At 28.8% G+C, this 26,214-nt stretch carries 26 protein-coding genes; 9 read left to right on the forward strand and 17 right to left on the reverse strand.

The genetic code is table 11. The features are described 5' to 3' along the window. The first annotated feature begins 167 nt into the window (after positions 1-167). The gene (locus MKD34_RS05825) at positions 168-896 is read left to right on the forward strand and encodes a GntR family transcriptional regulator (RefSeq protein ID WP_240218675.1); all 729 of its coding nucleotides are present in this window, start codon (positions 168-170) and stop codon (positions 894-896) included. Positions 897-991: 95 nt separating this feature from the next. Continuing rightward, complete coding sequence (locus MKD34_RS05830; protein ID WP_240218676.1) at positions 992-2,365, forward strand: sugar porter family MFS transporter; 1,374 nt, start codon at positions 992-994, stop codon at positions 2,363-2,365. Between the two features lie 27 nt (positions 2,366-2,392). On the opposite strand, the gene MKD34_RS05835 is transcribed toward MKD34_RS05830, so the two are convergent. After that, complete coding sequence (locus tag MKD34_RS05835) at positions 2,393-3,478, reverse strand: M14 family metallopeptidase (protein WP_240218677.1); 1,086 nt, start codon at positions 3,476-3,478, stop codon at positions 2,393-2,395. 315 nt (positions 3,479-3,793) lie between these two features. Here MKD34_RS05835 and MKD34_RS05840 point away from each other — a divergent pair, with 315 nt between their 5' ends. Continuing rightward, positions 3,794-4,372, forward strand: a complete 579-nt coding sequence (locus tag MKD34_RS05840; RefSeq protein WP_240218678.1) for a DsbA family oxidoreductase — start codon at positions 3,794-3,796, stop codon at positions 4,370-4,372. A gap of 41 nt (positions 4,373-4,413) precedes the next feature. On the opposite strand, the gene ilvA is transcribed toward MKD34_RS05840, so the two are convergent. The 11 genes from ilvA to hpt all read right to left on the reverse strand — a co-directional run bounded on the left by ilvA (position 4,414) and on the right by hpt (position 15,243). Further along, complete coding sequence (ilvA, locus tag MKD34_RS05845) at positions 4,414-5,622, reverse strand: threonine ammonia-lyase (protein ID WP_023049850.1); 1,209 nt, start codon at positions 5,620-5,622, stop codon at positions 4,414-4,416. Positions 5,623-5,705: 83 nt separating this feature from the next. After that, on the reverse strand, positions 5,706-6,611 hold the full coding sequence (locus MKD34_RS05850) for a DMT family transporter (RefSeq protein ID WP_266187401.1): 906 nt from the start codon (positions 6,609-6,611) through the stop codon (positions 5,706-5,708). Between the two features lie 17 nt (positions 6,612-6,628). Next, entirely contained in the window at positions 6,629-10,909 is a 4,281-nt protein-coding gene (locus MKD34_RS05855) for a PolC-type DNA polymerase III (protein ID WP_240220076.1), read from the reverse strand. Positions 10,910-10,957: 48 nt separating this feature from the next. Next, entirely contained in the window at positions 10,958-11,521 is a 564-nt protein-coding gene (locus MKD34_RS05860; protein ID WP_240218679.1) for an RNA methyltransferase, read from the reverse strand. A gap of 9 nt (positions 11,522-11,530) precedes the next feature. Next, positions 11,531-12,049, reverse strand: coding sequence for a gamma carbonic anhydrase family protein (locus MKD34_RS05865; protein WP_240218680.1), 519 nt, complete (start codon positions 12,047-12,049; stop codon positions 11,531-11,533). After that, complete coding sequence (gene trmD / locus MKD34_RS05870) at positions 12,046-12,765, reverse strand: tRNA (guanosine(37)-N1)-methyltransferase TrmD (RefSeq protein WP_240218681.1); 720 nt, start codon at positions 12,763-12,765, stop codon at positions 12,046-12,048. Before trmD ends, MKD34_RS05865 begins: the two co-directional genes overlap by 4 nt. A gap of 10 nt (positions 12,766-12,775) precedes the next feature. Further along, positions 12,776-13,291: a ribosome maturation factor RimM gene (gene rimM / locus MKD34_RS05875; protein ID WP_240218682.1), complete on the reverse strand. Its 516-nt coding sequence runs from the start codon at positions 13,289-13,291 to the stop codon at positions 12,776-12,778. 28 nt (positions 13,292-13,319) lie between these two features. Continuing rightward, positions 13,320-13,559 (reverse strand): KH domain-containing protein, encoded by a 240-nt coding sequence (locus MKD34_RS05880; protein WP_240218683.1) that lies wholly within the window; start codon positions 13,557-13,559, stop codon positions 13,320-13,322. A 24-nt stretch (positions 13,560-13,583) separates the two neighbouring features. Beyond that, positions 13,584-13,823 carry a DUF4911 domain-containing protein gene (locus MKD34_RS05885; RefSeq protein WP_240218684.1) on the reverse strand — a complete coding sequence of 80 codons (240 nt, stop codon included), beginning with the start codon at positions 13,821-13,823 and terminating at the stop codon, positions 13,584-13,586. 84 nt (positions 13,824-13,907) lie between these two features. Next, on the reverse strand, positions 13,908-14,699 hold the full coding sequence (gene rsmA, locus MKD34_RS05890; protein WP_240218685.1) for a 16S rRNA (adenine(1518)-N(6)/adenine(1519)-N(6))-dimethyltransferase RsmA: 792 nt from the start codon (positions 14,697-14,699) through the stop codon (positions 13,908-13,910). Between the two features lie 19 nt (positions 14,700-14,718). Beyond that, positions 14,719-15,243, reverse strand: a complete 525-nt coding sequence (gene hpt / locus MKD34_RS05895) for a hypoxanthine phosphoribosyltransferase (RefSeq protein WP_023049840.1) — start codon at positions 15,241-15,243, stop codon at positions 14,719-14,721. A 161-nt stretch (positions 15,244-15,404) separates the two neighbouring features. Between hpt and MKD34_RS05900 the strand changes: the two genes are divergently transcribed. From MKD34_RS05900 to MKD34_RS05925, 6 genes are all read left to right on the forward strand, one after another. Continuing rightward, entirely contained in the window at positions 15,405-16,106 is a 702-nt protein-coding gene (locus tag MKD34_RS05900; RefSeq protein ID WP_240218686.1) for a PASTA domain-containing protein, read from the forward strand. A 35-nt stretch (positions 16,107-16,141) separates the two neighbouring features. Then, a complete protein-coding gene (gene rsgA, locus MKD34_RS05905) occupies positions 16,142-17,008 on the forward strand; it encodes a ribosome small subunit-dependent GTPase A (protein ID WP_266187402.1) in 867 nt (288 codons plus the stop codon). A 50-nt stretch (positions 17,009-17,058) separates the two neighbouring features. Next, the gene (gene rpe, locus MKD34_RS05910) at positions 17,059-17,700 is read left to right on the forward strand and encodes a ribulose-phosphate 3-epimerase (RefSeq protein WP_240220080.1); all 642 of its coding nucleotides are present in this window, start codon (positions 17,059-17,061) and stop codon (positions 17,698-17,700) included. Between the two features lie 2 nt (positions 17,701-17,702). Beyond that, the gene (locus MKD34_RS05915) at positions 17,703-18,377 is read left to right on the forward strand and encodes a MarR family winged helix-turn-helix transcriptional regulator (protein ID WP_023049836.1); all 675 of its coding nucleotides are present in this window, start codon (positions 17,703-17,705) and stop codon (positions 18,375-18,377) included. After that, on the forward strand, positions 18,377-20,005 hold the full coding sequence (locus MKD34_RS05920) for an Rqc2 family fibronectin-binding protein (protein WP_240218687.1): 1,629 nt from the start codon (positions 18,377-18,379) through the stop codon (positions 20,003-20,005). The genes MKD34_RS05915 and MKD34_RS05920 overlap by 1 nt, the downstream gene beginning before the upstream one ends. A gap of 118 nt (positions 20,006-20,123) precedes the next feature. Next, positions 20,124-20,756, forward strand: coding sequence for a murein L,D-transpeptidase catalytic domain family protein (locus tag MKD34_RS05925; protein WP_240218688.1), 633 nt, complete (start codon positions 20,124-20,126; stop codon positions 20,754-20,756). A gap of 29 nt (positions 20,757-20,785) precedes the next feature. Here MKD34_RS05925 and MKD34_RS05930 read toward each other — a convergent pair whose 3' ends face one another. From MKD34_RS05930 to MKD34_RS05950, 5 genes are all read right to left on the reverse strand, one after another. After that, entirely contained in the window at positions 20,786-21,136 is a 351-nt protein-coding gene (locus MKD34_RS05930; protein ID WP_240218689.1) for a DUF6672 family protein, read from the reverse strand. Then, entirely contained in the window at positions 21,133-22,230 is a 1,098-nt protein-coding gene (locus tag MKD34_RS05935) for an ABC transporter permease (protein ID WP_240218690.1), read from the reverse strand. Before MKD34_RS05935 ends, MKD34_RS05930 begins: the two co-directional genes overlap by 4 nt. Next, positions 22,230-23,264 carry an ABC transporter permease subunit gene (locus tag MKD34_RS05940; RefSeq protein ID WP_240218691.1) on the reverse strand — a complete coding sequence of 345 codons (1,035 nt, stop codon included), beginning with the start codon at positions 23,262-23,264 and terminating at the stop codon, positions 22,230-22,232. The genes MKD34_RS05935 and MKD34_RS05940 overlap by 1 nt, the downstream gene beginning before the upstream one ends. Then, the gene (locus MKD34_RS05945) at positions 23,257-24,849 is read right to left on the reverse strand and encodes a sugar ABC transporter ATP-binding protein (protein ID WP_240218692.1); all 1,593 of its coding nucleotides are present in this window, start codon (positions 24,847-24,849) and stop codon (positions 23,257-23,259) included. Before MKD34_RS05945 ends, MKD34_RS05940 begins: the two co-directional genes overlap by 8 nt. Before the next feature lie 76 nt (positions 24,850-24,925). Next, entirely contained in the window at positions 24,926-26,080 is a 1,155-nt protein-coding gene (locus MKD34_RS05950; protein ID WP_407933861.1) for a DUF3798 domain-containing protein, read from the reverse strand. Between the last annotated feature and the right edge of the window lie 134 nt (positions 26,081-26,214).

The raw sequence follows: 26,214 nt of genomic DNA on the forward strand, positions 1-26,214 counted from the left end.
TTTTTTTTCATTGTCAATATTGGATTTTATTTTTATTTTGTCATTTTTTTATATTCCCCACTAATAAGCATTTTATAAAAAAAAATTTAATAAATATTTTTTCAAGACAAATTCTCATAACTTTGATATAATTTGAAAAAATTAAACTTTATTAAGGAGGTAGTATAGTGATTGATAAATCTTCTACAATACCACTGTATTTACAACTAGTTGAAATAATTTTAGAACAAATCAAAACTGGTCTATACACTGAAGGAGAGAAAATTCCATCTGAAAGAGAGTTATCAGAGATTTTTAATATTAGTAGAGCTACTGTTCGACAAGCTTTATCTGAACTTGAAAAACAAAAAGACATTTATAAAATACATGGAAAAGGAAATTTTGTGTCAACTCATAAGATAAATCAAGATTTAAATGGCTTTTATTCTTTTAGTGATGAAATGATTAAATTAGGAAAAATTCCTGGGAATAAAATTTTAAATTTAATTTTAAAAGAAGCTGGAAATGCTATAGCTACAAAGTTAAATATTCAACCTCATGAAAAAATTTTTATTTTAAATAGAGTTCGTTTAGCTAATAATGAAGCACTTATGTATGAAACAACATATTTGCCTCAATGGAGATTTGAAAAAATTTTAGAAAGTGATATTGAATTAAACGGATTGTACAATCTCATGAAAAATAAATATAATGTTTCTATTTCATATGCAGAAGAGACTTTTTCTCCATGTATTTTAAACGAAAACGATAGTTTATTTTTAAATGCAGTTCCTGGCGATTGTGGTATGATTCTTGAAAGATATACATTTGAAAAAAATAGTATTATTGAATATACAAAATCAATAGTTAAAGGAAATAGTTTTAAATATAAGGTTCGTCTTAATAATTTTATTTAAAATATATTTTTACTTCTTCAAGGATTTATATGTTTTTACTTGTAAAACCATTATATTTTAGTCTTAATTCTATGGTTTTTTAAGGAGGAAATTAAATGAAGAGTAAAAATATATATACTGTAGCCTCTATTGTTGGTATGGCTGGATTTATATTTGTATATGATTCCGCTAATTTGGGAGGATCTGTTAAATATATTCAACCATATTTTAAATTAGGTCCTAGTCAAGTCGGAATTCTTGTTGCCATATCTCTTATTGGAAACTTTTTCGGAAGTTTACTTGCAGGATATTTTAGTGATAAAATTGGACGGAAACTAACAATGATTTATGGAGTTATCGTTGGAATAATTGGCCTTTTATTTGCCTCATTCGCTCCATTTATTATTATTTTTTATATTGGAAGAATTATTTTTGGTTTTTCTATTGGATTAATATTTGTTGCAGCTCCAATGTATATTACAGAAGTCGCACCTGCTCCTAAAAGAGGTCGAGCTGGCTCTATTCGTCAACTGCTTTTAGCTTTTGGATTAATATTAGGCTATACTATTGGATTTATATTTAACTATTATTTTTCTTTAGAATGGAATATTAAATTTGGATGGAGAGTTCTAATCTTTATTGAAATTGCGTTATTAATTATTATGCTATTTAGTATGCTCACTCTTGTTGAGAGTCCTCGTTGGCTTATAATTAAAGGTCGAGTTGAAGAAGCGAAAAAAAGCTTGGAAACTTTTATCGATTCGAAAGAACGGGTAAATATAGTTTTTTCAGAAATGCTTACCAATAACTCTCCAGAAATATCTGGAAAAAAAATAAAAATTCGTGGTGGTCTTATTTACGCTCTAACTCTTTGTGTTATCTTTCCAATATTTAGGCAACTTTCTGGAGTAAATGCTATCACATATTATGCTCAAAAAATATTTGCAACGATTTCTAGTGATACTCCTAGTTTAGCTTATTTCCAAAGTATATTTATTGGTGTTTCAGAATTATTAGGTGCTATTTTTGTAGTTACATTTGCTGATAAAATGGGGAGAAAAATTCTTTTACTTATTGGTGTTGCTGGAATGTTTTTTTCTGAAGCTTTTATAGCTTATTCTCTATATAACTCCCAAGAAGGAATAATATTGTCTTATTTTATATATATTTACAATTTTTTCTTTACTATATCTGCTGGTGCCATGCTTACTGTATATATATCTGAAGTTCTTCCAACTGTTATCAGATCAAAAGGAAGTTCTCTTACAGGTATGATAAATTGGATTGTTGATGCTACTGTAATTTATTCTTTTCCATTACTAAATGCTAATATATACTTAACCGAAAAATTTCATGGTTCAATTTCATTTATCATATTTTCTGTATCTATGTTAATATTTTTTATTATAATTTTATTTCTTCCTGAAACAAAAGATAAAACACTTGAAGAGATTGCAGATTATTGGAAAACAAAAGGTGATTGGGAATAAAAATGGGCTAATTAGCCCATTTTTAATTTATTTTAAAATTTGATCTTTATCTTTTGAATCGTACTCTATTACTCTTCCTAAAGAATCCCCAGGTTCACTAAAAGGATAATCCTTAACACTTGCTACAATTCCATCATTAGGTGATTCATAATTTTTTAAAACTTTTCCAAAAGCATCGTATTGAATAAATAAAATATCTCCTTTTTTTACTTTATCCATTACATTAACTTTTGCTTCTACAAAACCACCTTTTTCAGCTCGAATACGACTCCATGAATTTCCATAAAACGTTTCTATTTCAGGTGTAATTTTTTTTCCACTTAAATTATCCCAATAAATAAGATTATTTATAACTCCATTTGTTGCTCTTTCTACTATTAAAGCTTCTTGTGTTTCTGAAGATCCTAATTCAAACGTAATACTTGGAATTCCCAACTCCACAAAAGATGTTTCAACAGAACCTTTTTCACCATTATCCATTTTTACAACATCCGCTCTTGTTAATTCTGCCATCTTTTTAATATCTGGATTTCTGAAGTCAGCATAAACAAATAATGGGAATTTACTTCCTTTTCCACTTGTATGTAAATCTATTACTTTATCTGCATTTTTTGATAACAAATTATTCCAAAGTAATGTTGAATATTTTTGATCTGATGTTGCTGTCTTTCCCGAATCCATTTGTCTATTCAAATCTGATGTACTTTCAGAACCTCCTCCAAATGTATAACCTCTATTATTATTTAACAATCCAGGTATATTCATCCCATGAACTATTGTTATTGTTCCCTTCAAATCTTGTGGTTTTAATTTCTCTTTTATCTTATAAGTAGTTAAAATCGGATTTAATTCATTTCCATGAACACCTGAATTAATCAAAAATTTCTTACCAGATTTTTCTCCTTTAATTACTGTAACTGGAATATACCATGGATTTCCTAAACTATTCTCTGTTCCTTCAAAGAAAAATTCATATGTTTTTCCATTCTCTAAATCCTCTACATCTAAATTTGTTATTACATCTTTCCCAAGATATTTTCCTCCAGTATACTCAGTTTTAGCAAGTACTAGTGTAGTTAATGATAAAAAAGTTAATAAAAAAGTTTTTGACATTTATATCCTCCCAAATTTTAATGTCTACCCCAAAAGAAAAAGACATACCAAAATTGGTATGCCTTCGAGAACTTAATTACAAACTAATAAGCGTATTGTTATGGCAGCGTCACAATACTTAATTCACAGGGTCATAAAGATTATCGCCGTCGGCCTTAGGCTCCTTTTATGGAAGTGAACTAACCTCTCTTCTATTGTTAGAAGGAGTATACTATAAATAAAAATTTTATGCAACTATTTTTTATTTTTTAAAAGGATTTAGATTGATATTTTGTAATAGTAGTAATATAATTGAAATTATTTAAGGAGGAAATTATGAAAATATCAATAATTTTAGATTTTGTATGTCCATATTGTTATGTTGGAGAAAAAATTTTAGAAAAAGCTTTAAAAGAAAAAAATTTAAAACCAGAGTTTAGATTTTTTCCTTATGAGCTTTCACCTGAACCAAAACCACAACCAATAGTTAACGAAGCTAGCAAAGAATATTTTGAAAAAAATATAGTTAATTGGGCAAAAGAGGAAAATATTGAAATTAACTTTCCAACAATTAATCCAAAGCCTAGAACATCACTAGCTTTTGAAGGTATATATACAGCAGAGAAATATGACAAAGGAATCGAATATGTTAGAGCAGTTCTTGAAGCATATTGGCTACACAATAAAGATATCGGAAACGTTGAAGTTTTAATTGAAATTGCTGATAATTTATTAATACCAAAATTTGAATTTGCTGATGCTTTATTATCTGGTAAATTTAAAGAAGCTCATCAAAAACTAAATGCTGAAGTTTCTGAATTTGATTTTGACGTTGTACCTACTTTCTACATCAATGATACTCAACTTGAAACTTTTCCTAGAACAACTGAAAAATGGTTAGAATTATTAAAATAATAAAAATAATAAAAATGGCTATCTAAAAGATAGCCATTTTTTTAATACATTCTATAACCCATATTTGTTAATTTTTCTCTTACTTTTTCTTGATGCTGTTTATCGAAACATTCCAATACAAAAGTTGCTTCTTGAGAAGTTATTCCTAAATTTTGACTATACATAGTTTGATTTATACTTAAAATATTTGCATTCATTTCACAAATAGTAGCTACAACTTTTGCCATCTCTCCAACTTTATCTGAAAGTTCTATTGAAAATGCAAATCTTCTTCCTTCAAGTATAAGAGCCTTATTTAAAACTCTTTCAACAAGATTAATATCAATATTACCACCTGATATTACAGCACAAACCTTTTTATTTTCAGCTTTTATTTTTCCAGCTAAAATTGCTGCAACTGTAGTAGCTCCTGCTCCTTCAGCTACAACTTTACTTTTTTCCATAAGGAATAATATTGCTTTTGCTATTTCATCTTCTGTTACGGTTACAATTTCATCAACACATTCTTGAACTATTTTGAATGGCTCACATCCTGCTTTTCTTACTGCTATTCCATCTGCAATTGTTGGTTTTGTTGAAATTTCACAGATTTCTTTCATAGCAACAGCTTCTGCCATTGATGCTGCATGAGCTGCTTCAATTCCAATTACTTTAGCCTCTGGTCTTAATGATTTTATAGCTTTTGCTATACCACCAATAATTCCTCCCCCTCCAATTGGAACTAAAACAATATCTACATCTGGGATATCCTCTAATATTTCTAAACCTATTGTTCCTTGTCCTGCCATTACAAATTTATCATCAAAAGGGTGTAAAAAAGTGGCTCCAGTTTCTTTTTGAATTTCACAAGCTTTTCTGTAAGCATCATCATAAACTTCACCTTCTAAAATTACCTCTGCACCATACGATTTTGTAGCTGCAATTTTTGCTAATGGAGCTGTTGCTGGCATAACTATTGTAGCTTTTATTCCTTGAGCTGCTGCTCCTAGCGCTACTCCCTGAGCATGATTTCCTGCTGAAGAAGCTATAACACCTGCTGCTCTTTCCTCTGGTGAAAGACTTGCTATTTTATTTAAAGCTCCTCTTAATTTAAACGAACCTGTTTTTTGAAGATTTTCTAACTTAAAATACACTGCATTTCCAGTCATCTCTCTAAGAGTTGGACACTCTACTACAGGTGTTCTTTTTAATGAATCCTTTATAGTTTCATTAGCCTTTAATATATCTTCTAAGGTAAAATTACAATCCACGGTTTAACCCCTCCAAATTTCATTATTATATAACTTTTTACAACTTTATTATATATTTTTAGAACATTTTTTTCAAGAATTTTTTAATTTTTTTGATTTCTTGTAATTTTATATATTGTAAATAATAATATACCTGCACTTATAAACTGAACCGATGTTAACAATCTTCCATTAAAAATATAATCAAATACTATTGATGAAACTGGAAAACACAATTCACACATAGTAGCAATATTAGCTTTTATATATCTAAGACCTATATAATAAAGAAGTACTGCTCCACTTCCTGTTGTTAATCCTATAATAATAAAAATCATCCATTGATGTGGAGTCGTTTTTAAAAACCATTCTAGATTACCATTAGCTACCACTATTAAACCAGTTATAACTGATGTAAACAAATACCGTGTATACAAGGCCGTTCTAAAAGTAGAGTGAGCCAATATTTTTTTACCAAATACCGTGGAACTACCAAAAGAAAAGGCAGCTAACACAGCGTACATACTTGCTAATCCAATATTATCACCAACTTCAAAATGTGGTAATGAAAATTGGAATGTTAATAAATATCCACTCATTAATGCAGCTATTGCCCAAAATATAAAGTTTTTTCCTACTTTTTCGCCCAATAATACTCTCGCAAGAATTATAGCAAAAACTGGTTGCAATTTCTGTAAAAGAGTAACTACTGTCAAATGATTAAAATTAACTAAGAACAATGCTTTTACTATAGATAGCGTTCCTAATGTTCCTCCAAATAAAGCTATTAAAAAATAAAAAAATAAATCTTCTTTGCTCAATTTTTTTATATTTGTAATTTCAGATTTCCCAAATAAAATACTCATACCTATTAAAGGTAGTAGATGTAATACAAATACAACATATGCTACGTTTAATTGATATAATCTAGGAGTTAACACTATTCCGTCAAATCCCCACATTGTTGCTGCTAAGCAAACTAACCCTGCTCCTAAATATTGCTTTTTTATATTAAACACTTTTCCTCCTAGAAAAATAAAGTCGTCTGATTTGTTTCACTTAAAGACTCTATACAATTAAATTCCTTTAATTTATCTACAGTTGTTTGAGATGTTTTGGTTCTTCTTTTAAAATCTTCATAAGATATGAATCTTCCTAATTCTCTTTCTCTGACTATATTTTCCATTACTGATGCTCCTAATCCATTTAATCCCATTAATGGAACTCTTATCTTTCCGTCTTCTATTATAAACTTAGAACCATGAGATTTATAAACATCTAAATTTAAAAATTCAAACCCTCTTGCATGCATCTCTACTATTATTTCACACACTGCTAATTGAGCTTTTTTCTTAACATCAAGCTTTGGTTCTCTATTTAATTCTTGAATTTTTTCTTTAACTTTTACTAAATCATTCATTAATTCAAAATCAAAATCTTCAACTTTTCTACTTAAGTATGCTGCATAGAAAGCCAATGGATAATGAACCTTAAAATAAGCTATTCTCATTGCCATCATAACATATGCTACCGCATGTCCTTTAGGGAACATATACTTTATTCTTCTACATGACTCTATATACCACTCTGGAACCCCATGACTTTTCATCAAGTCAGAATACTCTTTCCACTGTGCAACATTTTTACTTGGTTGTCCTTTTCTTACAAACTCCATAATTTTAAAAGCAGTTCCTTTTTCAATACCTTGATCTATTAAGAAGTTCATAATATCGTCTCTAACCGATATCACTTGAGATAAAGTTGCTTTTCCTTCTCTTACAAACTCTTGAGCATTATTTAGCCATACATCTGTTCCATGTGATAACCCTGATATTCTAACTAATTCTGCAAAAGTTGTCGGCATTGTATCAACTAGCATTTGTCTAACAAATCCTGTTCCAAATTCTGGAACTCCATATGTTCCTACAACTGAACCTATCTGCTCTTGAGTAACACCTAACGCCTCTGTTCCTGAAAAAATCTTCAATGTTTCAGGATCTCCTAAAGGTATATCATAAACGTCAACTCCTGTATACTCTTGTAATATCTTTATTGTAGTAGGATCATCATGTCCTAATATATCTAACTTTACTAATTGTTCGTCCATTACGTGATAGTCATAATGAGTTGTTGTTGAGTCACTATTTTGATCATTTGCAGGTCTTTGAACTGGACAAAATTCATATATAGAATTACCTTGAGGAACTACAATCATTCCTCCTGGATGCTGTCCTGTTGTTTTTTTAGCTCCTTCACATTTTTGGGCCATTCTCATGACTTCAGCTCTTCCTGAGAATATACTATGATCTTCAAAGAATTTCCTTACGTAACCTTCAGCATTTTTTTCTGCTAAAGTAGAAATTGTACCAGCTTTAAATACATTTGATTTTCCAAATAACTCTTCACAATATCTATGAATTTCCGATTGATACTCTCCTGAAAAGTTTAAATCTATATCTGGAACCTTATCTCCATTAAATCCCATAAATACTTCAAATGGAATTGAATGTCCATCTTTTTTCATTTGTATCCCACATTTTGGACAAATTTTATCTGGTAAGTCAACCCCTGCTCCTTCTCTTTCAATAAATTCTGAATGTTTACACTCCGGATTAGTACATAAATAATGTGGATAAAGGGCATTAACCTCTGTTATTCCCATCATGTAGGCTACAATTGATGAACCTACTGATCCTCTTGATCCAACTAAATATCCATTATCTAAAGATTTTTTAACTAGTTTTTGAGCTGATAAATATAATACTGAGAATCCATTTCCTATAATTGCTTTTAACTCTCTTTCTATTCTTGCCTCAACATTTTCAGGCAAAGGATTTCCATACAGCTCATAAGCTTTTGCATAAGTCATTTCTCTAACTATATTTTCTGCATTATCTATTTTTGGCGGATAAAATCCACTTGGAATAGGTTGAACTTTTTCAATCATCTCGTTTAACTTATTTGTTGCCTCAACAACAATTTCTTTAGATACATCTTCTCCTAAATAATTAAACTCTTCTAATAACTCATCTGTAGTTCTAAAATAAAAACCATTGTCTACTCTATATTGGTTTTCTCTAAATACGCTTCCACTTCCATAAAGAAGTATTGATCTTATTTTATGATCCTCTTTTTCTAAATAATGCACATTTGATGATCCCGTAACTAACTTTCCTCTTTCTTTCCCTAAATCATAAAGATATCTATTCATCTTTTCAACATCTTTGAAAGAAGCTATGGCTCCAGTTTCATCATTATCTAAAAATTCTGAGAATCCAATCCTAGGTTGAAGTTCAATATAATCATAAAAATCAATTAATCTTTCAACTTTTGATAGATCATTTCTAAAATACGCTTCAGACAACTCTCCACTATTAGAAAAATGAATTGAAGTTGGAGCTCCAATAATCAATCCTTCTCTATTTTCATTTAAAACAGTTTTCAAAATTCTTGGTTTTTTACTTCCAAAATAATCAATATGTGCCTGTGAAACTAATTTATATAGATTTTTTAATCCTACTAAATCCTTAACCAAAACCATTACGTTTCTTATGTCCTGTTTTCTATAATTCAAAGGAAAAGCTCCTGTCATATCCAACTGATTTGTAATTCCATTTTCTAGATACTTTTCTAAGAATATAGCAAACATAGCTGCTGTAGCTTGCGAGTCATCAACAGCCCTATGGTGATTTTCAAGAGCTACTTTTAAAAATTTTGTCATAGGTTTTAATCCGTATCCTTTTTGATCAGGATATAAGTCTCTAGCCATTTGCAAGGTATCTATTACAGCCGGATTATAATCTATTTCCATATATTTTTTTATATCTCTTTTTAAAAATCCCATATCAAATGGTGCATTATGAGCTACTAAAGTAGCATCCCCTATAAACTCCATAAAATCTGGTAATATTTTATCTATAGTTGGCATATTCTCAACTAATGCATCATCAATTCCTGTTATATCCTGAATTTTCTTTGGTATTTTTTTTCCTGGATTAATAAGCTGTGAATATCTATCTACTATTCTTCTTCCTTGTAACTTTACAGCTCCAATCTCTATAATTTCATTTTTATGAGAATTTAAACCTAAAGTTTCTAAGTCAAATACAACATATGTTTCTTCATCTATCAAAACATCTTTAGCATTTTGAACCATTGGCTGTGTATCATCTACCATATACATTTCACATCCAAAGATTATCTTTATATCTTTTCCTTTAGCTGCTTTATATGCAAATGGGAAAGCATGAACAACACCATAATCTGTTATTGCAACAGCTTTATGACCATATTCTAAAGCTCTTCCAACTATCCCTTTTACATCTTCTACTCCACACATTTCACTCATTTTTGTATGAGTATGAAGTTCTACCATTTTTTCATCAGCTGAATCTATTTTTTTAGACTTTACCTTATCTAACTTATTTAATATATTTACTAAAATTATCTCTTCATTATTTTCAAAACTATCAATTTGTTTCTTTCCACTAATTTTTATAAAATCTCCAACTTTAACATCAAAATCTTCTGGACTGTTTAAAAATATTTTAGCCGTTATTGAATCTTCTCCATCAGTTATTCTTAAAACTTGAAGAATTTTTCCAGTTCTTAACTCTCTTCCTTCTGTAGCAAATAGTTCTCCTTCTACAACTGCTATCTCATTTTCTATTAGCTCTTTAAACTCTGATATTGGCATACTTGGACTTTTTATATCTTTCTTTTTACTAAATCCACCTCTTCCCATAGGCACAGCTGACTTAATTTCAACTGGTGGAGCTGGTACTTTTTCTGTTGGTACTTTCTCAGCAACTTTAGAATTTAAAGTTATTATTTTATTTTCTATTTCAGTTTCTATCGATTTTATCTCACTATTAAAATCTCCTGATATGAAATTTACTCTAAACCCTCTAATTCCATAGTTTTCTAAAAGAGTTTGTATTTTTATATCTAAATTTGAACTATACAGTGTTTCTACCGCCATCTCATTTTTCAATTCAATATCAATTACTTCATTTTTTATAGATATTCTATATAGATATAAAAACGATTTTGAAATAGCATTAGTTCTCTTTAATTTTTCAATAACTCTTTCAATAATTTCTAAAAAATTTTCTTTTGTAATCTCTTTCGTCAAATAATCTATTTTAAAATTAATATCTAACTCATTTCCAAACTTCTTTTTTAAATTTTCATAAGCCTTATCTAATCCTTTTAAATCCTGAGGAGTAGAAACTACACAGATAAGATCCATTTTTTTATTTCTTTCACTAAAAACAATCTCTGTTATTTCTATATTTTCAATCCCCATATCTTTAAAAATATTTCTTTGAGGTCTTATTCTAATTTCTCTTCTCAATTAATTTTCTCCTAATAATCTATCTAAAATTATTGAAACTGCTGATCTAACAGATAAATGATTATATTCTGCATTTCCTCTAATCGGTTCTAATATATAATCTGACATTTCCATTACTTCATCTATTAATCCCCAACCTGTTCCAAATAATATTAAATATGGCTGATCATCATTAATCATTTTTTCAGATAAATTTTTATAACTTATTGAGTTTGGAAATATTTTTGCCGATGTTGTTATTATTAGAGGTTTTTTTCCCTCTCTTTCTTCTATTTCAAAAATACTTTTTTCTATTGATTCATAAACTCTTGTTCTACCAAAAGCTTCCTCTCTATCTCTATTATATCCTGTTCCAAATCCTTCTTGCCAATATCCAATAATTCTTTCTGTAAGTTTTTTTTGTGCATCTACAGATACTATAATATGATACTGATTTACATCGTATGTTCTACAAGTTCTTGAAATATCATGTATATCAAAATTTGTTACCGATGTACAAACCACATCTCCTCTTTTATTGTAAACTGGTGAGTGAACTAGTCCTAAATATATTGCTTTTCTCATTAATCTTACCTACCCTATTCTCTCTAATTTTTTGTACATTTCTATTTTTTCTAAGTAAACTTTATTAGCGTACTTTAAATAATCTATATTTTTATCAGAAAGTTTTTTTACTACTTTTCCAGGAGATCCTATTATTAAATCTCCCTCTTGTGCTTCTAACTTATCAGTCACTAAACTTCCTGCTCCTACAATACAATTCTTAGGAATTTTAGCTCCATTTAATAAAATTGACCCCATTCCTATTATGACATTATCTCCTATTTCACATCCATGTATAATACAGTTATGTCCTATTGTCACATTTTCACCTATTACTACAGGATATGGTGTATCTCCATGAACTGTTGTATTATCTTGGATATTCGAATTATTTCCAACTGTTATTTTACTCATATCAGCTCTTAAAACAGTAGAAAACCAAATACTTACATTTTCTCCAGTCTCTACATCTCCAATTATAGTAGCACTATCAATAATAAGGTTATTTTTCCCAATTTTTGGAACTAACTCTCCTAATTTATATATCATATCTTTTGCTCCTCTTTTATCTCTTTTAAAAGTTTTTTTTCAAGTTTACTAAACTCTCTATTCTTTAAAAGTTCTGGTCGTCTTTTCAAAGTTCTTTCCAAACTTTGTTTTAATCTCCACTCATCTATATTTTTATGATGACCTGACATCAAAACTTCCGGGACTTTTAAGCCTTCAAATTCAGCTGGTCTCGTATAATGTGGATAATCTAATAATCCATTATAAAAAGAGTCATTTTCATAAGATTCTTTTTTTATAACTCCAGGAATAAGACGAATTATTGCATCTGATATTACCATAGCCGGCAATTCACCACCTGTTAAAACAAAATCACCTAAAGATATCTCTAGATCCACTTTACTATCAATTACTCTCTCATCTATCCCTTCATAATGACCTGCTATTATAGTTATCTCTTTTTCAGTAGATAATTCACATGCTAACATTTGATTTAATTTTACACCTTGAGGAGAAGTATAAATAACTTTTCCTTTATTTTCTTCTAGAGCTCTTAATAACGGTTCAGGCTTCATAACCATTCCAACTCCGCCTCCAAAAGGTATATCATCACACTGCTTATGTTTCCCTTCAGCAAAATCCCTTATATTAACTATATTAATTTCTACTTGCTCTCTTTCCACAGCTCTTTTTATAATACTGTGCTCTTTAAAAGAATTAAAAAACTCTGGAAATAGTGTTAATATATTTATTTTCACAACATTCTCCTTAATCTTTCTTTCTTTCTCTCATTCCTTCAATTAAAGAAACCAATATCTCTCTTTTATTGAAATCTATATTCTTTATAAAAACTTCTACATCTGGAATCATTGTTTCAAACTCTTCATCCTCTATAACATATATATCATGAGCTGCAGTTTCATAGATATCTACAACTTCACCTATATCTTCTCCAGACTCTGTTATTACTTTCATTCCCATTACATCATTAGCTAAAAACTCATCTTCCTCAATTCCTAAAAGATCTCTTCTTACTTTTATAACTCCATTTTGAATTAAGCTAGCATCCGTTTTATTTGTTAGCTCTTCAAATTCTACAATCCATTTTTTATCTATCATACTAGACACTTTTTTTATAGTTAAAATTTTTACTTCTCCTGATGGTAGCTCAATCATAACTTTATTTCCACTTAAAATCTCTAAATTATCTATATTCGAAGTAACTTTTATTGCTCCCTTTAAGTGGTGAGTTCCCGAAACTCTTCCAACTGATAATAACTCCATTAATATTCTCCTTTAATTCTCTTAAATTTTAGTCTACAAATTCAACATTTACATTTAATCTGTCTTTAACTCCAGCTGCTTGCATAACTCCTCTTATTGCATTTGCTGTTAACCCATTTTTACCAATAACTCTTCCCATTTCACCTTGAGCAACACTCACTTTAAAAGTTACAGTATCATCTATTAAATCATAACTTATTCTAATTTCCTCTTTTGTTTCTACTAATTCTCCTATAATATAATTAATTAATAACTCTAATTTTTCCATAAATATATCCTCCTGAATTTTTTTTTATAACTCTCCTGACCAAGGTCCTTCCCAAACTATTTCAGCTTTTACCCATTTTCTATTTAAATCCTCAACAATCATTCTAACATCATCTTTAAAATCTGTCGTAGAAACTATTGTTAAATCTCCTTCATCAGCATTTTTGGTCCTTACAATTCCAACACCCTCATATGCTTCCATTATTTTATTAATAAAATCTATATCTTCACGCTTTGTTTTTATTTTAAATTCATAACTGTCCATTTTTTACTCCTTATTTAAGCTAAAAGGAGGCTTTCAAAAATTAGGAATCCCCTTCTTTTATCCATGCCTCACTTATTAAAAGTTTTATTCTTCTTCAAATATCTCAGCTAAATCTATAAACTGTTCAATTGTTAAATTTTCAGCTCTTTCTGTCTCTAATATTCCTAATTTTTCTAATTTTTCTCTTATAAAATCTTTAGAATATCCCAAAGTTGTTAGATTATTTATGATATTTTTTCTTTTGTTTGAAAAAGCCGCTTTTACATATTTAAAAAACAGACTCTCTGAAATTCGATCCTCATATCTTCTATCATTGTAAAACTTTATTGACATAAAAGCCGAATCTACCTTTGGTGGTGGTGTAAAAAACGCTTTTGGTATTGTAAACAAGTATTCTGCTTCTCCATAATACTCTACGGCTAATGTCAATACACTTCTCTCTTTTCCTGATTTTGAGCATACTCTTTCTGCAACTTCTTTTTGAACCATTATAAACATTTCACTTATTATATCTCTATTTTCTATGATTTTATTTATAATTGGTGATGTTATATAGTAAGGAATATTAGCAACTACTCTTCCTTTACTTAATACATTTTTTAAATCTACTGTTAAAACATCCTGCATTATTAAATTAAATTTAGGATTTGATGCATATTTTTTTGTAAGTATCTTTTCTAAATCAGTATCAATTTCAATACATGTTACATTTTCAGCTTTTTCTAGTAATAAAGCCGTTAATGCACCTTCTCCTGGTCCAATTTCAATTATATGCTCATCTTCTTTAACATCTGAAACTTCCATAATTCTATTCAAAACATCATTTTGATCTGTTAAGAAGTTTTGCCCAAATTTTTTCTTATGTTTAAAGGACATCTTTCCTCCTTTTACTTTTTTACTTTCTAACTACTTTTCCAATATAAGGAAGGTTTCTATATAGCTCATCGTAATCTAAACCATATCCAACTACAAACTCATCTGGAATTTCAAATCCAATATACTCTCCAACCATTTCTACTTTTCTTCTACTTGGTTTATCTAATAAAGAACACACTTTTAAAGATTTTGGTTGTTTTGACATTAAGAATTTTTTAACTGATTCTAAAGTTAAACCTGTATCGATTATATCCTCTATAATTAAAACATCTTTTCCTGTTAAATCTTCATCAACATCTTTTAAAATCTTTACTACACCTGTACTATCAGTTCCTCCATGGTAACTAGAGACTTTCATGAAATCCATAGCTAAATCTAATTCTACATTCTTTAGTAAATCTGCCATGAACATGATTGATCCCTTAAGTAGACCTACACAAATAAGATCTTTTCCTTCATAATCTTTTTCAATCTCTTTTGCAACCTCTCTTATTCTAGCTTGTAAATCACCCTCAGAAATCATTTTCTCTATTGTGTAATCCATTTTACCCTCCTAATTTTCAAATAATAGTTTACAAAATATTCTATCATTTAAGCTACTATTTATCAAGTAATTATTGATATTTTAGTGCCACTATGATATTATTTTATAAGTATTTAGAGTATTTTATTATTTAATTTCATAGCACCACTTTAGGAGGAAAAATGAAAAAATATTTAGCATATTTGCTATCATGTATACTTATTGTTTTTATCTGTTTTTTTAGTTTTAATATATTCTTAAAAACATATTTTAACAAAAGTTTTTATTCTTTACCAAATCTTGTTGGAATGAATCTAAAACAGATAGAAAAAATACCATCTATTGATAAAGTAAATGTAATCGTTGCAGGAAATGATTTTTCTGATTTACCAATTGGAACTATCTTCAAACAAAATCCAGCTCCTGAAAAAGTTGTAAAAGAGGGAAGAACTGTTAGAGTTTGGTTAAGCAAAGGTAAAGATGACTATATTATGCCTGATTTTACAAATAAAAACCTTATCGAAGTTTCAGCTAAACTCCAAGAAGAAGGAGTTAAAATAAAAAAAGTTTCTTATACATCTTCAAACTTACCATACAATACTGTTTTAGCCACAACTCCATCTTTAGGCCAAAACACTCAAAAAAATAAAGGAGTATCTCTTTTATTAAGTAATTCTAATTCTGTTGCTTCTGTAGAAGTTCCTGATACAATAGGATTTACATATGAAGAGGCTACCAACGAATTAATTTCAAAAGGTCTTATTGTTGGTGTTGTTAAAGAAAAAGTAATTCCTAATTTAGAAAAAGGAATTGTTATTGAAACTACTCATATTGGTGAAACTGTCCCTGCTGGAACTATCATTGATATTGTTGTTAGTTATTAATTGAAGGAGAGTGAATTATTATCGAAGGAATTGTTATCAATAAAATTCAAGGATTTTATAATATTGAAAGTGAAGGAAAAGAATATCTTTGTAAATTAAGAGGGATTTTAAAAAGATCGGACAAAAGGGAAAATTGTACAGTGGGAGATTACGTTGTTTTTGATGCAGATGGCTTTATAACTGAAGTTAAGCCTAGAAAAAATCTTTTAAGAAGACCTTTAGTTGCGAACATCGATTATGGTGTTATTCAATTTGCTGCTAAAGATCCCGCTATTGACTATGAAAAAATAAATATTTTAATATTAAATAGCTTATATAATAAAATTAGTCCTGTATTAATAATCAATAAAATAGATCTTTTATCAGAAGAAGAATTAGAGGAAATTAAATCTAATTTAGAATACCTATCTAAAATAGATATTCCAGTTTTTTATATATCAACTTACAAAAATCTTGGTATGGACGAATTAAAAGCATTTTTAAAAGATAAAGTTACTGCTTTTGGTGGTCCTTCTGGAGTTGGTAAGTCAAGTATTTTAAATTTATTACAAGATTCAAAAGAATTAAAAACAGGAGAAACAAGCAAAAGATTAAGAGCCGGAAAACATACAACTAGAGATAGTAAACTTCTTACTCTTCCGAGTGGAGGCTTTGTTATTGATACCCCAGGATTTTCATCTGTTGATTTACCTCCTACTAGCGATGCTCAAGATTTAATATCACTTTTCCCTGAATTTCATCAATTTGGAGATGAATGTAAATTTAATAACTGCGTTCATGTAAATGAACCTCAATGTGGTGTAAAGTCTGCTGTTGATTCAGGAAAAATTACAAAAGAAAGATATGAGTTTTACAAACGTTGTTATGATAAATCTAAAAATGAAATTTGGAATAAATATTAGAGCAATTATTATTACTTAAACTATTACACAAAGGAGTGAAATTTTAAATGATAAAAAAAGATATCAAAATAGCACCATCAATTCTTTCAGCAGATTTTAGTCAATTAGGAAATGAAGTTATAGCAATTGATAAAGCTGGAGCCGACTATATACACATTGATGTTATGGATGGAATGTTTGTACCAAACATAACTTTTGGAGCACCTGTTATAAAAGCTATTAGAAATAAAACTAGTTTAATTTTTGATGTTCACCTTATGATTGAAGCACCTGAAAGATATATTGAAGATTTTGTTAAAGCCGGTGCTGACATAATTGTTGTTCATGCTGAAGCTACAAAACATCTTCATAGAACTATTCAATTAATTAAGTCTTTTGGAGTTAAAGCTGGTGTATCTTTAAATCCTGCTACTCCTGTTGAAGCGATAAAATATGTTATCGATGATTTAGATATGGTTTTAATTATGTCTGTTAATCCTGGATTTGGAGGACAAAAATTTATTGAAAATTCAATCCAAAAAATTCAAGAAGTTCGTAATTTAAATAATACTGTTGATATTCAAGTAGATGGTGGAATAACAAATGAAACAATTGGAAAATGTATAGATGCTGGAGCTAATATTTTTGTTGCTGGTTCTTATGTTTTCTCTGGTAATTATGAGGAGAGAATTAAATCTTTAAAGGAGAGATAATTATGAATAATATAAATAAAGTAAATGATGTCTTAGAAAACTTTTACAAGCTTTTCTACGAAACAGAAGATTTAGCATTAAAAAGAGGTATTAAATGTATAACTCATACCGAGTTGCACATAATTGAAGCTATTGGAAAAGAATCACTTAGTATGAATGAACTATCTGATAGACTTGGAATTACTATGGGAACTGCCACAGTTGCAATCACAAAACTAAGAGAAAAAGGATTCATTGATAGAGTTCGTTCTGATGCCGATAGAAGAAAAGTTTACGTTTCTCTATCTAAAAAAGGTATTGAAGCATTAAACTATCATAATACTTATCACAAAAATATAATTTCAACTATAACAGAAAATATTCCAGAAAAGGATTTAAATCATTTTACTGAAACTTTTGAATTGATTTTAAAAAATTTAAAAGATAAAACAGAATTTTTTAAGCCCCATTCTGTTACAGAGTTTCCTGTAGGAACTGTAGTATCTATTAATGAGGTTAAAGGAACACCTATTATACAGGATTATTTTGCTAATAATGGAATTGAGCATTACTCAACAGTAAAAATTGTAGAATCTGAAGAAAAAGATAAGGTAGCACTTGAAAAAGAGGATGGTTCTATTTTAAAAGTTAATCTTTTAGATGCAAAAAATCTTATTGCTATAAAGGTTGAAGAATAATGTTGTACCTTGATGGTATATCTTTAAATAAAATTAAAACTGAGCTAGAAACTTCTTTAAAAGGAAAAGGTGTGAATAAAGTAGTTCAAACTAGTTCCCTTGCTGTAAGTATTAATTTTGGGAAACAGAGATTTATACTCTCTTGTTTCCCTTCTCTTTCATTATGCTACCTATCAGATACAAAAGAGGATAATTTATTAGAAGAAAATAGTTCTTTTGCCTTAAACTTAAAAAAATATATTGTTGGTTCAACATTAATATCTATTAATCAATTAGGATATGACCGAATTCTTATTTTTACTTTTTCTAAACTGAATGAACTTGGAGAAGTAAAAATTTATAATCTATATTTTGAGATGATGGGAAAGCACTCTAATCTTATTCTTACTACGAAAGAAAATAAAGTACTAGATTCTATAAAACGTTTTTCTATTGAAGAGAATCCAAGTAGAGTATTATTCCCTGGAATTGATTATTCAACACCATCTCTTGAAAAAAAACTTTCTCCCTTAAACTTAAACGAGGAGGAGTTTCTTAAAGAGAAAAATGAAAAATCACTTCTTAAAAACATAGAAGGGCTTGGAAAAACTCTTGCTAATTCACTTACATCATTTGAAAATCTAAAAAATATTTTAAAAGATGAAATAGCTCCTAAAATATTTTTTAATGAACATAATGAAATTATCTTAGCTACTGTTTTAAATATAGCGCCTAAAGAATATGACACTGTAATTACATATAATTCATTCCAAGAACTAATAAATTTTTATTTAAACAATCAAAATTTATCTAATACTTTTAAAATTTTAAAAGATAAACTTACATCTTGTATAAAAAAAGAGATTAAAAAATCTGAAAAAGTAATTATTTCTATAAAAAAAGATCTTGAAGAGAAAAAAAACTTTGATAGATATAGAGAGCTTGGAGATATATTAGCTGCCTCTTTATATTCTTTAAAAAAAGGCATGACTGAAGTAGAACTTTATGATTTCTATAATGATTGTATGTGTACAATTCCTTTAGATCCATTAGTTACACCTCAGATAAATTTAGAAAAAATATATAAAAAATATAATAAGTTAAAAAAAGGTATGGAGTATAATCAAAAAAGATTAATTGAAATATCTGATAATTTAAAATATTTTTTAGGTGTCGAATCTTTTATTAATAATAGTGATTCTAAAGAAAATCTAAAGTTAATTGAAGAAGAACTTTCTAGTCAAGGTTATTTAAAAGTTCCTTCTAAAACAAAACATAAAAAAAATATTAAAAAACAAGTTATTAAAACTTTTAATTTTGGAGAAATTACTATTGATGGTATTTTAGTTCGATATGGTCGAAATAATTTAGAAAATGATGCTCTAACAACTAAGTATTCTCATAGAGAAGATATGTGGTTCCACTGTAAAGATATGCCTGGAACTCATGCTGTTGTAAATTCTAATGAATCATTATCTGAAAAATCTATTTATAATATTGCTGTATTTTGTGGTCAACAATCAAAGTTGCCTAAAGGAACTAAACTTACAGTAGATTACACACAAATTAAATATTTAAATAAGCCTAAAGGAGCTAAACCTGGGTTTGTTACTTACAAAATTTTTAAATCAATTGTTGTTACTTTATAAAATATAATAGGAAAATTCTTAGTAAGAATTTTCCTATTTTTTTATTTTTTTCTCTACTTTTTGACCTATTTTTTGCTATAATAAAAAAAACAAAATTCTATTTTTTCAGGAGTGGTTTATGAAACAAAAATTATTATTATTATTTTTTATTCTTTATATGACTGTTTTTAGCTCTACTTCATCTCTCTATAAATCATTGGAACTAAAAGATAAAATGAATTACAGTGTCTTCAAGCATGCTATAAAGGGAGCTTCTAAAATTAAAGGAAAAACCTTTCAATTTTTAACAGTTATTGACTTTACTAAACCCTCTACTGAACCAAGATTCTCAGTTATTGACTTAAAGAAAAAAAAGTTACTTTATTATACTTATGTTTCTCATGGAAAAAACAGTGGAAAAGTTCTTGCTACAAAATTTTCTAATGCACCTAACTCTTTCCAAAGTTCTCTTGGATTTTTTATTACTGATACAAAGCCATATTTTGGAAATTACGGTTATTCTTTAAGATTAAAAGGCCTAGAAAATCGTTTTAACTCTAATGCTTATGATCGAGCAATTGTAATACATGGTGCTGATTACGCATCTAAAAAATATATTGATCAAATGGGATTTTTAGGAAGAACTCTTGGATGTCCCGCTATTCCAACTGAACTATCTAAAGAGGTTATTGATCTTTTATCTAACAACTCAATAATTTTTATAGCTGGTGATGACACTAAATATTTAAAAGAAAGCACATTTATAAATTAAAAAAGGGGAGAATATAATATTCTCTCCTTTTAATATTGATTAATTGTTTTTAACCAATTTTCTTCATTATTTAAAAACTTTTCCACATCTAGTTCTCCACTCTTATTCATCTTAAAATTTACAACTCCATCAATTTGCTTTTCATTTACTAGAATAGAAAATTTATGAGTTACCCCTTTTAAATCAAATACTACTTTTTTATTCTTCCCTATTTTTTTATCTTTCTCTCCAGAAATTTTTATCACTATATTTGTACTCATATCTTTATTTTTATAATTATTATTTACAATTAGAGTGTGCTCTTGACCTGTTGAATATAAAATCCAGCCAATTAAACATACAAGAGATAAAAATATCAATATGCTTAATTTTTTTCTCATATAGTTTCCCCCTTGCTATCAGAGATTTCATTTGCTCTTTCTGCCCGCTTTTCTCGTTCTCTTCTCCATTCATGCATCACTAAAACTAAAGCTATTATTCCATATGATACAAACACTCTAAAATACTCTCCTATTTGAGCTGATCCCATCAATTCTTTTCCTGCCACAGGAGAAATAATAAACATCATATGAAATAAAATAATTCCCGTTATTGCATTTGGAATACTTGCTTTAACAGCTGATGCTCCTCCAATTAATAAAGCAGCAATAGAAAACATCCCTATTTGTTCATGACTATTGTAAGTATTCATAGTTCCTATATTTTGCAAATATATAATCTGTCCAAATCCTGCAAGTACAGTTGATATTACAATAGCTAAAACTCTTGTTCTATCCACATTTATCCCTGCTGCTCTAGCTATTTCAATATTTTGCCCCACTGCCCTCATATCTTGTCCTAACTTAGTTTTTCTAAACCAAACTATAAATATGCATAAAAGACCTACTAATAAAAATGTTGCTACAGGTATTTTTTGTCCTAAAATATCTATTTCTAATAGGTTGTCTAATCCTCTTCTAATACCTTGTAAATCTATGGCATTTCTTATTCCGCTTCCTCTTGAAAGTATCAATTTTGGATTTGATATTTTTATTATGCTTCCCATTCCATACAAAACAACTAATTGATAAATTCCATTCATAAATAATCCTAAAATCATGGAAGTTATCATCTCTTTTCCTTTAGATTTATTTAATATATTTCCACTAAAATATCCCAATGCCATTGCTATAGGAGTTGATAAAATCATAGCTAAAAATACTCCTTGATACCCTATTATTCTATACTCTGTTATAAAAATAAGAGCTATTTGTCCCGCCATTGCTCCTAAAACAATACCAAAGTTTAAACCCATTCCAGCTATTATTGGTATTAACAACGATAGAACTAAGAATAAATTTCTATCTAATCTTAATATCATCTCTTGAATTAGGTATTGAGGAGTTAATTTAGATATTGGAATTATTGAAGAAATAAAGATTAAAATAAAAATTGGAACTATATTTTTTTGTAAAAAACTTTTTATTTTTTCCATTATCTTTCCCCTCCTTTTCTAGTTAATGCATAGATTATCATTCCATTTGATATTATAACCCTTATAGTTTCTGACATATCTGTTTTTATCAATCCACTTATTACTATTGGAGTCATTGTTATCACTCCTTGAAACAAAACAGTTCCAACAATAACATTAAATATAGAAGCTTTTCTCACTGAAGCTCCCCCAATTAAAATAGCTGCTATAGCGGGAAATGCCATATAAAAAGGTGCTAAATACAATTGTATAAATCCAAAACTTTGTTGGTAAACAATTATTCCAATACCTGCTATCATAGTTGACATTATAACTGAATTTATTCTCGCTTTGTTAATATCAACACCTATTGATCTAGCAAATTTTTCATTAGCTCCAACAGCTTTCATAGCTAATCCATTTCTACTTTTAAAATATTCTTTTATTAAAAATGCCAATAATAAAAAGAATACTATCTCTCCAATATAACTAAAATTTCCTGATGAAGAAAATATTTTACCTAAAATTTTATTCCAATATCCTTCAACACTTATTGTTGTTCTTAATCCCTCTCCACCATATGCCCAAATCATATCAGGCTTTTTAAAAGGTAATACAAGCCACATAATGCACATAAATGCAACTGATGAAAATCCAACATATGTTGCTATCATCATCTCTCCACCTTTAACTCTATTTAATATAGAACCATATCCATAACCAAATAATATTGATATTGGTAATGATATCAATATTGCACCTAAAAATCCAAGTAGTCCAGTTAAGCCTAGCTCTATACTTAAAACTGCTCCGAGTAATCCTGCTTCTACACCTAAAGGCATACCAAAGTTTAGACCTGTCCCTCCTTGAATCATTGGAATAAGAGACAATACTAATATTATATTCATTCCTACTCTAATTAAAGTATCTTGAAAAGCTACTTTCAAATTAACTCCCACAAAAGGTGCTAGTGTATATAGAGAAAGTAGAAACAAAGCTATTATTATTCTTGGTAATCCTATCTCTTTTATTTTTTTTACTATATTCTCATTCATTTTTATCCCCCTTAACTCCTGTCATTAATTTTCCAAACTCTAACAGGTCATCCTCTGGAGATAAAATACCTGCAATTTCACCCTCCGTTACTATTGCGATTCTATCGCAAACTGTTCTTAACTCTTCTAATTCTGATGAAGTTAAAATTATTGTCATTCCACTATTTTTATTATATTCTTTCAATGTTTCAAGAACAATTTTTTTTGCTCCAATATCAATTCCTCTTGTAGGTTCTGATATAAAAAGTATGTCTGGGTTTATTGTAAAAGCTTTTGCTAAGCATACCTTTTGTTGATTTCCACCGCTTAGTTCTCCTACCCTTTGACTTCCACTCATACATTTAATCTCTAATTTTTCAATGTAGTGTTGACTATTTTTATCTATTTCTTTTTCATCTATACTTTTTAATAATCCAAAATATCTTTCTTTTAAAAATTTATTTTTTATATATATTGATGGATAAGCTATATTCATACTTATCTTTTCTTCAAGTATAAGTCCCACTTCTTTTCTATCTTCAGATACAAAATACATCCCCTTTTCCAAAGGTATTTTGGGATTATTTAAATTTATTTTTTCATTTTTATATATAACTTCTCCCCCTGCTGGATAAAGTCCCATTACTCCATTAGCTATTCCTACTTTTCCTTGACCAGCCATTCCTCCTAATCCTATTATTTCACCTTTTCGAACTTTTAAATTTATATTCTTAGCTTTTTCTCCAGGCATATCCACCCACAACTTTTTCATTTCTAAAATAATTTCTGGGTTATTCTCTTTTTTTTCTTCTTTTTTAGCTTTTTCTCCTATCTCTCTACCAATCATTAATTTTGTAATTTCATCTACATTAGTTTCTGATGTTTCTAATTCACTCATCATAATACCATCTCTTAAAACTATAATTCTATCTGAGACATCCATAATTTCATTTAATCTATGAGTTATAAATATAATTGCTATTCCTTCACTTGCTAACCTTTTCATCGTTTTTAACAAAATTTCAGCTTCTTTTTCTGTTAAAACTGCTGTTGGTTCGTCTAAAACTAATAACCTTACATTTTCTCTCTCTATTTCTCTTGCAATCTCTGTAAATTGCATATGTGCTACAGGCATCTCATTAACTTTAGTATCTACATTCAAATCAACTCCTAAATGTGATATTGCAACCTTTGCCCGTTCTCTATCTTTTTCAAAATCTATTTTACTTATTCTTTCTCCAAATATCTCTTTTACAAAAGATTTCTTTAAACTTTCTCTATTTAGAACTATATTCTCTGAAGCCTTAAATCCTGGAATTAAAGAAAATTCTTGATGAACCATTCCTATTCCCGCATTTAAAGCATCAAAAGAACTTTTAAAATGTACTTTTTTACCTTGAAAAATCATCTCTCCGTTATATCCCCCAGTTTCTTCTATTAGAGACATTCCAAAAATTATCTTCATTAAAGTAGATTTTCCTGCACCATTTTCTCCAACAAGCCCTACTATTTCTCCCTCTTTTATTGTAAAATTTATATCTTTTAATACTATGTTTTCTCCAAAACTCTTAGATACTCCTGACATTCTTAAAAGTTCTTTTTGCATTATATCACTCCCTTTTATACCTCTATCAAAAATTTTGACCACTAGTCAGGTAAAGTCTAGTGGTCAAAAATTTCAATTATTTTATTGAAAAATATTTTTCTGGCACTTCTAGTTCTGTCATTTTTAAATAACCTTTTCCTAAAACATATGTATCTTGGTATAATAAATAGAAATTCTCTCGCTCTACTCCTCTAACATCTACATAATTACTTCCATTCCACTGAGCTCCTGGAGTATTTTTTGCTAAAACTTCTTTTAAAGCATCAAAATCATCTATTTGAGCTTTTCCATCTAGTACTTCTTTTGCTAAATCAACTAAAGAAACTGTAACAGAGAAATTGTATGAATAAGCCCATGTTCCCATTCTTTTTGCTCCACCTTTTTCTCCCACAGTTTTTTCAACTTTTTCTAAAATCTTTGGCCAATTTCCTTTTTCATCCTCTGTAAATTGTATCCCTAAAGCTCCAGGATATCCCATTGTAGGCGATGGTAAATCTGCCTCAACAAAGTATCCACCCTTTTCTGCAACTCTTTTTAATAAAGGCTCTGTATGAGCATCATTTGTTGCAAAAAAAGCTGTTTTATCTCCATATTTAGTTATCCAATTTGGAACTTGCTCTAAGATAAATTGTTGTGCTCCTGCTACTCCTACATCACTTACAGGATCTGGAGCTGTCATTTCAATAAACTCCATTCCTAAATCATTTGCAGCAACTTTCATTACATTTCTTCTTTTTGACAAAAGCTCATAGCTCATATGTCTAGGAAATGAAATATGCATAAACTTATCTGCTCCCATCTCTTTTGCTGCTTTTACTATTAAATAACCTCTTGCTATACTATCTGGATTTACAACTAAATCCGAAACTTCACCAATCATCTCAGGATCTTCGTGCGGTGAATTTGCTAAAAGTAAAATGTCTGGTCTTTTTTCTCTAATTCTTCTAAACGCTTCCACTGTTCCTGGAATTGCTTCTCCTACAACTATAGCTTTCATTTTAGGATCATCTGCTAAGCTTACCATTTGAGATATTGTCGTTTCCATCTCTTGCATAAAATTATCTGGATAAGTTACATGTACTATCTCTCCACCCTTATCTGCTGCTCCATATAATTTTATGGCCTCTTCAGCTCCTCTTAGTCCATCTTCTGATTGAGAAACTGTCCCTGTTATTACTCCAATATGATATGGTGCTTGTCCCATACTAACTATTGATAATAAAAAACTCATTAAAATTAAAAAAATTTTTTTCATAAATTCTTATCCCTCCCTAATAATTTTATTTTAATTTTTATTATTTGAATTAATATATTTTATATTGTATTTTTTTAAAAATATATTTTTATAATGTATGTATTAATATC

Source organism: Cetobacterium somerae, from assembly GCF_022430525.1.
Lineage (GTDB): Bacteria > Fusobacteriota > Fusobacteriia > Fusobacteriales > Fusobacteriaceae > Cetobacterium_A.

What these genes read in the sequence shown, in the direction of transcription:
- MKD34_RS05830 (WP_240218676.1), top strand. Translation starts at nt 992, where the DNA reads ATGAAGAGTAAAAATATATATACTGTAGCCTCTATTGTTGGTATGGCT.
- MKD34_RS05835 (WP_240218677.1), bottom strand. Translation starts at nt 3,478, where the DNA reads ATGTCAAAAACTTTTTTATTAACTTTTTTATCATTAACTACACTAGTA.
- MKD34_RS05840 (WP_240218678.1), top strand. Translation starts at nt 3,794, where the DNA reads ATGAAAATATCAATAATTTTAGATTTTGTATGTCCATATTGTTATGTT.
- MKD34_RS05855 (WP_240220076.1), bottom strand. Translation starts at nt 10,909, where the DNA reads ATGGGGATTGAAAATATAGAAATAACAGAGATTGTTTTTAGTGAAAGA.
- MKD34_RS05860 (WP_240218679.1), bottom strand. Translation starts at nt 11,521, where the DNA reads ATGAGAAAAGCAATATATTTAGGACTAGTTCACTCACCAGTTTACAAT.
- MKD34_RS05865 (WP_240218680.1), bottom strand. Translation starts at nt 12,049, where the DNA reads ATGATATATAAATTAGGAGAGTTAGTTCCAAAAATTGGGAAAAATAAC.
- rimM (WP_240218682.1), bottom strand. Translation starts at nt 13,291, where the DNA reads ATGGAGTTATTATCAGTTGGAAGAGTTTCGGGAACTCACCACTTAAAG.
- MKD34_RS05880 (WP_240218683.1), bottom strand. Translation starts at nt 13,559, where the DNA reads ATGGAAAAATTAGAGTTATTAATTAATTATATTATAGGAGAATTAGTA.
- MKD34_RS05885 (WP_240218684.1), bottom strand. Translation starts at nt 13,823, where the DNA reads ATGGACAGTTATGAATTTAAAATAAAAACAAAGCGTGAAGATATAGAT.
- rsmA (WP_240218685.1), bottom strand. Translation starts at nt 14,699, where the DNA reads ATGTCCTTTAAACATAAGAAAAAATTTGGGCAAAACTTCTTAACAGAT.
- hpt (WP_023049840.1), bottom strand. Translation starts at nt 15,243, where the DNA reads ATGGATTACACAATAGAGAAAATGATTTCTGAGGGTGATTTACAAGCT.
- MKD34_RS05900 (WP_240218686.1), top strand. Translation starts at nt 15,405, where the DNA reads ATGAAAAAATATTTAGCATATTTGCTATCATGTATACTTATTGTTTTT.
- MKD34_RS05915 (WP_023049836.1), top strand. Translation starts at nt 17,703, where the DNA reads ATGAATAATATAAATAAAGTAAATGATGTCTTAGAAAACTTTTACAAG.
- MKD34_RS05920 (WP_240218687.1), top strand. Translation starts at nt 18,377, where the DNA reads ATGTTGTACCTTGATGGTATATCTTTAAATAAAATTAAAACTGAGCTA.
- MKD34_RS05925 (WP_240218688.1), top strand. Translation starts at nt 20,124, where the DNA reads ATGAAACAAAAATTATTATTATTATTTTTTATTCTTTATATGACTGTT.
- MKD34_RS05930 (WP_240218689.1), bottom strand. Translation starts at nt 21,136, where the DNA reads ATGAGAAAAAAATTAAGCATATTGATATTTTTATCTCTTGTATGTTTA.
- MKD34_RS05935 (WP_240218690.1), bottom strand. Translation starts at nt 22,230, where the DNA reads ATGGAAAAAATAAAAAGTTTTTTACAAAAAAATATAGTTCCAATTTTT.
- MKD34_RS05940 (WP_240218691.1), bottom strand. Translation starts at nt 23,264, where the DNA reads ATGAATGAGAATATAGTAAAAAAAATAAAAGAGATAGGATTACCAAGA.
- MKD34_RS05945 (WP_240218692.1), bottom strand. Translation starts at nt 24,849, where the DNA reads ATGCAAAAAGAACTTTTAAGAATGTCAGGAGTATCTAAGAGTTTTGGA.
- MKD34_RS05950 (WP_407933861.1), bottom strand. Translation starts at nt 26,080, where the DNA reads ATGAGTTTTTTATTATCAATAGTTAGTATGGGACAAGCACCATATCAT.